6 protein-coding genes are annotated in these 9638 nt (G+C 37.8%); 3 read left to right on the forward strand and 3 right to left on the reverse strand.

The annotated features are described in order from the left end of the window. Positions 1–20: 20 nt before the first annotated feature. Both DSM106972_RS15715 and alaS read right to left on the reverse strand, forming a co-directional pair. A complete protein-coding gene (locus tag DSM106972_RS15715; RefSeq protein ID WP_127081574.1) occupies positions 21–1148 on the reverse strand; it encodes a pentapeptide repeat-containing protein in 1128 nt (375 codons plus the stop codon). A 422-nt stretch (positions 1149–1570) separates the two neighbouring features. Next, entirely contained in the window at positions 1571–4216 is a 2646-nt protein-coding gene (alaS, locus tag DSM106972_RS15720) for an alanine--tRNA ligase (RefSeq protein ID WP_127081575.1), read from the reverse strand. A gap of 415 nt (positions 4217–4631) precedes the next feature. Between alaS and DSM106972_RS15725 the strand changes: the two genes are divergently transcribed. The 3 genes from DSM106972_RS15725 to DSM106972_RS15735 all read left to right on the forward strand — a co-directional run bounded on the left by DSM106972_RS15725 (position 4632) and on the right by DSM106972_RS15735 (position 8651). Further along, complete coding sequence (locus DSM106972_RS15725) at positions 4632–6368, forward strand: SSO2105 N-terminal domain-containing protein (protein ID WP_186538509.1); 1737 nt, start codon at positions 4632–4634, stop codon at positions 6366–6368. Between the two features lie 209 nt (positions 6369–6577). Beyond that, positions 6578–6781 carry a heavy-metal-associated domain-containing protein gene (locus DSM106972_RS15730; protein WP_127081576.1) on the forward strand — a complete coding sequence of 68 codons (204 nt, stop codon included), beginning with the start codon at positions 6578–6580 and terminating at the stop codon, positions 6779–6781. 844 nt (positions 6782–7625) lie between these two features. Further along, the gene (locus DSM106972_RS15735) at positions 7626–8651 is read left to right on the forward strand and encodes a GGDEF domain-containing protein (RefSeq protein ID WP_127081577.1); all 1026 of its coding nucleotides are present in this window, start codon (positions 7626–7628) and stop codon (positions 8649–8651) included. Positions 8652–8773: 122 nt separating this feature from the next. Here DSM106972_RS15735 and DSM106972_RS15740 read toward each other — a convergent pair whose 3' ends face one another. Then, positions 8774–9451 carry a M41 family metallopeptidase gene (locus DSM106972_RS15740; RefSeq protein ID WP_127081578.1) on the reverse strand — a complete coding sequence of 226 codons (678 nt, stop codon included), beginning with the start codon at positions 9449–9451 and terminating at the stop codon, positions 8774–8776. Between the last annotated feature and the right edge of the window lie 187 nt (positions 9452–9638).

Consider the following 9638-nt stretch of genomic DNA (forward strand, 5'->3'; position numbering starts at 1 on the left):
AATTGGTCTCTATAATTTTTTTACTTTAAAATTCTATATATTTCTCCAAGCAATACATCCAAATCTTGAGAAAAGTTGACTTGCGTTTGATTAGGAAGAGTTTCTTTACTTCTTATATGTGTATGTAAATGTGAATCAGCAATTTTACGTAATGATTCATTTAAATTTTTCATAGATTCTTTAAAACTTTTACTTCCTTTATAGTTAGCAACTACATGCTTAAATTCTGATTGTTCAAATATCGGTGGTACATGATCAGTAATAGCTCTTACAAGCATTGGTACACTTAGTAAACAATCATTGTCAAAAGATTTGTTAAGTTCTTCGCAATACTGAAGAAGTTTTGATAAATCAAATTTATTAGATAAATTAGAAATAGATTTAAGTTCTTGTAATCTGGTAAGATTTACATAGTTTTTCAACTCTATATTTACTTCGTTTACTTGATAAGTGAGTGTAAACTCATTAGGTTTAAAATTACGATTTGAATTAGAAGGGCGACGCTTTTCTGGTATTCTTAATTTTTCGTTAAAGAATTCATAGATGTAATCGCACTTAACATTATTTAAATTAGTTGATGAATTAATATTCCAATTAGCTATACATATTCCTGTCAATTTTGCTTGACTAAAATTAGTACCTATAGCTTCTACATAACTCAAATTTGAATATTCTAAATTTGTCTCACTCAACTCAGCAAAACTTAAATCAATTCCTCTTAAATCAGTCTTATACAAATTTACGGCTTTGAAATTTATATTTTTTAAGCTTTGTCTTTGTTCAGCAATATTCAATATAGGGTGTAAAGAAAAAACGACTGTAAACGTAATAATTATAAAAATAAAAGTACGAATAATAAAAAATAATAGTAAATTTACTGTCGCAGATAATGTTAAGTCCAACGACAAATTATTACTAATTAATTTGACTAAATTTTCTATAACTTGGTATTTATCTAGGAAAAGTGTTACAAGCAAGGAAATAAGGGAAGCTAAAATTCTTTCTACCTGCTTACGATGCCTTTTAGATATTTCCTTGACAAGACAAACATCACTTAAATCAATATCGATGTCAGGATTTTCCTCTCGCCACTCATTCCAAGCAGTGACTCCTTCTGCTAATCTCTGTAGGTGAACTTTATTTGCCATTTTAGTGAAATATTTTAATAAAATAAAATGGTGTGCTATACATAGCCATAACCACTATATAGATATAGTTTAATTTGTTAAAGCTAAACAAGATCTCTACGTGACAAAGTTTAACCTCAACCCAACCTACAGCTTATGTTGATGCTTCGTGACTCAATAATTTAAACGTTGGGTTCCCGCTACCGTGTTGCCAACCTACAGTTTGCCCAAAAGCGGGTTATAACTTTACTTTTAAACAAAATCAAAATTTTTAAGATGCTACCCTGCGGGAAAACTGCGCCCTTCGTTCCTCAGCATGACAAGAATAGATGCTACCCTACCCTTCGGGATATCCTCCGGATAACGGGAAAACTGCGCCCTTCGTTCCTCAGCATGACAGATAATCTTGTGGGATGGGCATCCTTGCCCGTCCCATTAACAAATTAACCCAAACTAGCTTTCAATTCAGTTTTAGCTTTTTCTAAAGCTTCAGGTAATTTACTTGCATCACGTCCACCTGCTTGAGCGAGGTTAGGTCTTCCACCTCCTCCTCCACCGCAAATTTTTGCGATACCACCAATAAATTTACCTGCTTGGGTGCCTTTTTTATTAACATCACTACCAAAAGCAGCAACCAAAGTAACTTTACCTTCTTCGGGTACCGAACCTAATACTACAGCAGCACTGGCGCCTAGTTTTTGCTGTAGTCTTTCACCTGCAGTTTGTAACGAAGCTGCATCTACATCATCGATGCGAGCAACTAGTAACTTGAAGTCACCAATGGTTTCGACGTTAGCTAGTAAACTATCAGATTTTGAAAAAGCTAGTTGTCCTTTTAAAGTTCCTAGTTCTTTTTGTGCTGCTTTGATTTCGTTTTGTAATGCAGTAACACGGTCGGGTACTTCTTCGGGTTTTACTTTAAATCTGTCGCTTAGGTCTTTGACTACTTTATCGCGCACGTTTAAGTAATCTAATATTGCGGCACCAGATACTGCTTCGATACGACGTACACCTGTTGAAATACCAGTTTCTGAAATGATTTTAAATACACCTATTTCAGCAGTATTACTGACATGTGTACCACCACATAATTCCATCGAAACGCCTGTGAAGTCTATAACTCGAACTTCTTCGCCGTATTTTTCACCGAACATTGCTGTGGCGCCTTTTGCTTTTGCTTCAGCTAAGGATAATATTTCAATTTTGGCAGGGTGTGCTTCTGATATCCAGTTGTTTACTTGTTCTTCGACTTGTTGTACTTCTTCGGGTGTTAGTGCGCGTGGACAATTAAAGTCAAAGCGTAATCTATCGAAAGATACTAGCGAACCTGCCTGAGATATGCTGTCATCGACTATTTTTTTCAATGCAGCTTGGAGTAAGTGTGTTGCTGTATGATTTGCTTGGGCACGGCGCCGACATGCACGGTCGATTTGAGCGGTGACTGTATCAGCGACTCGAATAGTACCGCGTTCAACACGTCCAATGTGAACGAAAAAGTCTGATTCTTTTTTGACATCTTCTACACGAACAACTATACCATCGCCTGTAATATAACCTCGGTCGCCTATTTGTCCACCTGATTCAGCATAAAATGGGGTTTTGCTAAGAAGAATTTGTACTTCGGCGCCTGCTTCTGCTTCTTCAGTTGCAATACCATCTATTAATATTGCTTCAATTTTTGCTGTTGCTACAGGTTCGGTATAACCAACAAAATCTGTGACGTTAATACTCTCTGCTAACTTGTCGATGCTACCTTGTACAGTTAAATCGATAGTTTCGTGTGCTTCACGTCCACGTTTTTTCTGTTCCTCCATTTCATAAAGGAATCCTTCCTCATCAACTGTCAGGTTGTTTTCTGCTGCTATTTCTTGGGTAAGTTCAAGTGGAAACCCGTGGGTGTCGTACAAGTCAAAGGCATTTTTACCACTAATGACGGCGCCATTTTGTTGCTTGAGGTCAGCGATAATTTTATCAAGAAGTTTTTCGCCGTTGCCCAGTGTTTTGAGAAATTGTGATTCTTCGCGCTGTAACTCAGCTTTTATAGCATCTTCGCGCTTGCGTACACCTGGGTAAGCTGACTCAGAAAGTGCAATTGCTGTTTCTGCTACTTGGGTTGTAAATTCTCCTGATATACCTATTAATCTACCGTGACGCACTACACGACGAATTAGGCGCCGTAATATATACCCACGTCCAGTGTTGGAAGCGCGGATTTCGTCGGCTATCATATGTACGACCGCACGTACATGGTCGCCAATGACTTTTAGTGAGACTTTGGTTTTTTCGTCGGCAGTACTATAATCAATTCCTGCAATGTCTGCCGCAGTTTTAATAATGGGGAAAATTAAATCAGTTTCGTAGTTGTTGGGAACTTGTTGGAGAATTTGCGCCATTCTCTCCAAACCCATCCCTGTATCTATATTCTTATTCGCTAGTGGTGTTAAATTATCTTCGGCATCGCGATTGTATTGCATGAACACCAAGTTGTAAAACTCGATAAACCGCGTGTCATCTTCTAAATCTATATTGTCGTCACCACGTTCGGGATGAAAATCATAGTAAATTTCTGAACATGGACCACATGGCCCCGTTGGTCCCGAATTCCAGAAATTATCGTCGGCGCCCATCCGTATAATCCGTGTAGGGGTAACACCTACTTGGTCACGCCAAATTGCAAAAGCTTCATCATCTTCCTCAAATACACTGACAACTAAGTGTTCGGGAGGTAAACCGAATACTTTTGTAGAGATTTCCCAACCCCATGCAATTGCTTGTTCTTTGAAATAATCACCAAAGCTGAAATTACCCAACATTTCAAAGAACGTGTGGTGACGTTTAGTGACACCCACGTTTTCTATATCGTTCGTGCGAATACACTTCTGTGAAGTTGTTGCACGCTTAAATTCAGGAGTACGCTGCCCTAAAAATATTGGTTTAAATGGAAGCATCCCCGCGATAGTCAGCAGTACCGTGGGGTCTTCTGGTACGAGAGAGGCACTTGGAAGAATAGAGTGTTCTAAGCTCGCGTAGAAGTCTAGAAATTTGGTGCGGATGTCGCTACCACTTAGGTACTGAGGTTTAAAAGACATGATTTACGGGCTTCGTTTAAACTGGGACTTATTTCTTATATTTTGCCTTAAAGTTATGGGTTGTAACTATATATGAACCAGCTTTCTTTCTGGCGCCCCCCCGAAGCGCAAATATTCCTTACTGCTCGTGTTTATGTTACTAAAATCTAGTAAAAACTATTAATCTTTACCAGTATGCTATTATACCTGGAAAATTCTTCCAAATCTACATTCCAGCGTTTGCATGTAATAAATCTAACAATTAAACAAAGGAATGAGAAATAATCTGAATTTCAATAAACTAAACTATAAACATATTTTAAGTCAAAAATGGAAAAAGTAAAGAAATATGAAAATAGCAAAATATGGTTGAAAAATAAATATTGCCTGTTAAAATATAGATGAAATAAACAACTGTTGGTCGATCAGTTATAATATGGGAAAGTCGTTGTTGAGTGAGTTAACACATCGCTCTTATTCAAAAGCTAAAAATCCTGACGGCACACGTACTGCACAATTACGAATTGGAGTTGAAGCAAAATTGCCTTATCACTCATTCCTGTCAGATTGGGGTGATAAATATCAGTCAATAATGCGTACAGCACTAAATGAGTTACAAAGTGGTAAATCAGAAGATGATGTTGAAAAGACTTTTCAAGAAAAGTTTGATATTGATTGGGCATGGGCTGATTCAGTCGCCAGTGATGCGAAAGGGACATTTGACCAACTCACAACCGCGCGCACTTTAAAAATAAAAGCTTTAGATGATGACTTAAGAGCAGGTTGGAAATCTGTTAATGACACAATTGAATTAATGGAGCAACAGTTAGCAAACCCAACACGTAAGAATATGAAAGGGTTTGCTCATAGGTTAATGGGTACGAAGTCAAAAATAAGTAGACTTGAGCGTAAAAAAATTGAGAAGGAAGAATTAGAAATTGCGAAAAGGCTACATATCTGTTTTGGTAGTTCTAAGCTGTTTAATGCTCAATATCATTTAGAAGAGAATGGATACTCATCTCATGAGCAATGGCGTATAGATTGGGAAAAAAAGCGTGGTGGAAACTTCTACAGTGTAGGTAAAGGCTCAGTTTCGGGTAACAATCCTGTAGCTAAAATATTTTATATAAACAACGATATATTTAGTGTTTGTTTTACTGTTCCTAGATTCTTACGCGCTAAATACGGAGATACGGTCAGGCTTAAATTTGAAGTTTCAGGACAACGTAAGCATAATTTACTTTATGCATTAGAGTCTGGAAAACCAGTAACAGTTCAATGTTTTCGGCGCGAACATAAAAACGACCAATGGTATATTCATTTAACTACTTATGTTCAAGACGTTCCGACTATTTCTAGTATCAATAATGGTTGTATTGGAATTGACTTAAATGCAGAAACTATTGATGTAATTTACATAAAACGTGACGGCAATCCTAAAAAATGTCGTAATGCCCTAAGTTTCCCAATTCCAACAGGTACCACTGGGCAGAAAGAAGCTCGACTGCGAGATTTTGTGTGCGAAATCGTTAAATTAGCACAAGTTTATCAATGTCCTATTGCCTGCGAGAATCTTGATTTCTCAACAAAGAAGAATCATTTGAGGCATAGTGGTAGTAGAGAATATAACCGAATGTTATCGGGGTTTGTTTATGATAAATTTCGTTCTTATCTTGTTGTTAGGGCAGAAAAATTTGGCATAGAAATATTATTTAAATCTCCATTTATGACCAGTGTTATTGGAATGGTTAAATATATGGGGAAATATGGTTTAAATAGTGCGAGTGCTGCCGCAATGGTAATCGCGAGAAGAGCTATGGGTTTCAAAGAATTTATCCCCCAGAAATGGTTAAAAATTCTTTCTTCATTCTTTGAACCGGAGGATTCAAAAGATGGGGGATTTGCGGGAGGATGGCGAAAAATATCGGCATGGCTGAAAAAGTTTTGTATCCGCAGACCGCAGTTGTTTGAACTCGATACCGTACTTCGGCTCTTATTAGATTCCTTAGTAAATGAATCGCAGAAAAAGACCCATAAAAAACGAAAGTTGGGAGGTAGCAATAAGTCTGCGGGTAGGAGAACAGGAAAGGCAAAACCTACTGAAGGTCAAGTTCCACTTGAACGAGAACGAGCTTCTGTTACGAATATAGGAGCAGTCACCGTGGCTCCGTAACTGATGATGGTAGTGATTTTATTCGTTATTACCAGTTTTTATCAGGTTTTTTAGTAGGTGTCACAAGAACATTACTTTAGTTAGATTGTTAGGTTAACCTTACGTTATTAAAATGGTGTGAAGGCAGTCGTGCCGAAACGGCGCCGATAGAGCGAAAAGCAATAAAAATCAACGTTAAACCGCAAACCACTAAGCAAAGAGGAAGGCAAATGGCACTCAAATTAAACGTCCCTGATATTTCTTGTAACGATTGTGCCGAAATTATTTCTGAGTCAGTTCATGTTGTAGAACCCGACGCAAAGGTAGATGTTAATGTCGATGCAAAAACCGTTACTATAGAATCTTCGGCATCAGAAGAATCTATTAAACAAGCAATAGTTGCTGCTGGATATACAATTGAAGGCTATCAATAATCCTAGAAACCTGGTTTCCTGATCGATAATTTCTAATAAAAACGACGATTTGTCTGCGACAATGAATGGGTAGAAACCAGGTTTCTGTGGAAGTTAATTATTCCAGGACTTACGCAAAAATCCTAAAAACCAGGTTTCTGTGGGAGTTAATTATTCTTATTTGCTTATTTAACTATACTCACAGCTAATAATTTTGTTGCAATAAGTACTTGATTGACAACAAGTGCTATTGAAGGTTTGCAAAAACTTGATTGCAGCATTAATTATTTTAGGGTTTATACGCCAAATTTTAGATACTTATGTCCCATTGCATAAAGTATAAATAGATAAATCGAATAGGATGTAACAAGGAAAATTGATGTTGGTTACTAGCTTGTCTAGCAGCCAATAGTATATTATACGTAATGTAAAATCTAATTTTTACTCTCACTACTATATAGAGATGTAAACATTGCCACGATTAACGAAAACACAAACTTGACACTCTTAAGTAAGGCATAGCTAATAAAGTAATATTTCAAAAACTATCTGCCCTTACGTATATTCTGGAAATTACAGTAATACTGACATACTTATGTATAATATTCAGTATTTTTACTGTTTAAAAAAAATAAGTAAAAGCCGACAGTAGGTAGCATAAGATTCAACGCTATATTTGAGTATGTTTACTAGTAAAGAGGTGATTTGATTTGAACAAAGGTTGTACTACCCACTGCCAAAGCAAAAAATACAGGGTAATTCCCATCGTTAAGAATACTGCCTAGTAAGCACTGTTTTTAACGAGTCTAGGTAAGGAAAGCAGGATACACCCAGTATTAAATTAAATAGGGCAAAAAGCAAAGTAATGAATATATCCATTCTGGTCTTTGGAAGTAAAATATTTCTCGAAACGCTTCCGGATCAGATCCGTGATACACCTGCTTTTAGCATCGAAGCTATCGCCAACTTAAATCAAGCGGTGTCGAAAATACAAATTGCACCGCCAGATGTAATTTTGGTACAAGCTAGTTCCGATGGCAGTATGGAATTGTGCTGTTGGCTAAAGGAGCAAACCAAGTTATCGTGGATCTACTGTATTTTACTAGAAGACCGTTCGCATATTCTTTCCGATAAAGCGAATTGTGACGATTTATGGGAATCACAAATGATGTCAGCGGCATTGCGTCAAGGCGCCGATGCTTACATTTGGTGGCTTTCAGAAAATAGTTTTGAAGATAACTTCGTTAAATCTCCAGCTAAAGAACACTTACTGATAGCTCAACTAGCAGTAGGTTTACGAAAAGCCCAAAAGTACCGCGATCTGATTCGCACGAATGACTTACTCAGCGCGATTGCACTGTCAGATGCGTTGACTGAGTTAAACAACCGACGTGCATTAGAATGGGACTTACCGAAACAAATTCACAAAGCGCGTTCGCTTTCTTTGCCGCTTAGTCTGATTATTCTTGACGTAGACTATTTCAAGAAGGTCAACGATACATATGGGCACCTGGTAGGCGACCGATTATTACAGTTATTATGTACGCGGATAAAACATAACTTGCGGTTTCAAGACGTACCTTTTCGGTATGGTGGTGAGGAATTTGTAATTATATTAGGCAATACGACTTGTGAGGAAGCGCTTAAAGTGGCCAAACGCTTAAACTGTATAGTTAGCGACCAGCCATTTGCGATTAATAATGCTTTATCTATCAACGTTACTATAAGTCTTGGAACAGCTTGTTTGCGTGTAGAAGACGACACGAAAGGAATTAGCCTACTACATCGCGCTGACCAATATCTATTAGAAGCCAAAGCATCTGGACGTAACAAAGTTATTGGTTGTGATTATGTTTCGAGAACACCTCATCTGCACGCAGTCTCTTCTTAAAGTAGAAAGTGCTGAGTGCTGAGTGCTGAGGTAGTACTGAAGAGTAAAGAGTTAGGAGTTCGGGAGTTAAAACTTATCACTTTTTACTCATTACTCAGCACTCATTACTCAGCACTCAGCACTCAGCACTCATTACTCAGCACTTTTATACATTCTTCTACTGACGCGCGCTGTTTCATTGCGTTTACTAGCGTTTCATATGCTGACCAGTTTTCTTGGAGCAGAGTTTTTGCTTGCAACATACAAAACCTTTGCTTCTGGTTGAATGTCGATTCTGAAAAACCTAAGCTTTTTAATAGTGCCACTAACTTTGTCTTGTCATCGGCGCCACCTTCGGCATTATTGTAAACTAAAGTTTCTGCTGCGATTCCAGCCATCCATACTGTACAGTAGCGGTCTAAGCTTTGAGCAGAAATTTGACGTTGATTTAGTTCAGATTCTAAATTAGCATCGTCAAAACTTACACCTCCAAGTCCCGCTTGTCCCTGCTTTAAAGCTTCCCAAGCGCTCAGAGTATAACTAACAACTGGAATGCCTAACTTAGTTGCCACTAGAAAATGCCCAGCTTCATGATGTGCGATACGTTCACGATGTGCTGGAGAAAAACTAGCAATCCAATCTAAAAAAACGTTTCCACCTTTTCCTTGCAGCGCAAAGCTATCGAGTGTGGCTATACCAAGAATTGTAACCGTAGCAACCGCAGGTACCGCAGGCGATAAATGTACCAGTGGACCCAGTAAACTCGATACCGTCATTATAAAAATTGATATGGCAACTAAATTTAAAGCTGTTTGGCTCATCTCTATCAGGGTTTAAGTTATTTCTATAAAATTTACATTTCTTAATCTTATTGTAATATACATGACTCCTCGGCACATTTACAAACGTAGGGTGCGTTACGCAGCTAACTAGTGTTCCATGTCATTAGTTTTGGGGTGTAGGATAAACCCTTTTGAGCTTAATTCTAGCGTCCTCTTTTCGGAAGCG

The sequence above is a fragment of the Dulcicalothrix desertica PCC 7102 genome (assembly GCF_003991905.1).
Classification (GTDB): Bacteria; Cyanobacteriota; Cyanobacteriia; order Cyanobacteriales; family Nostocaceae; genus Dulcicalothrix; species Dulcicalothrix desertica.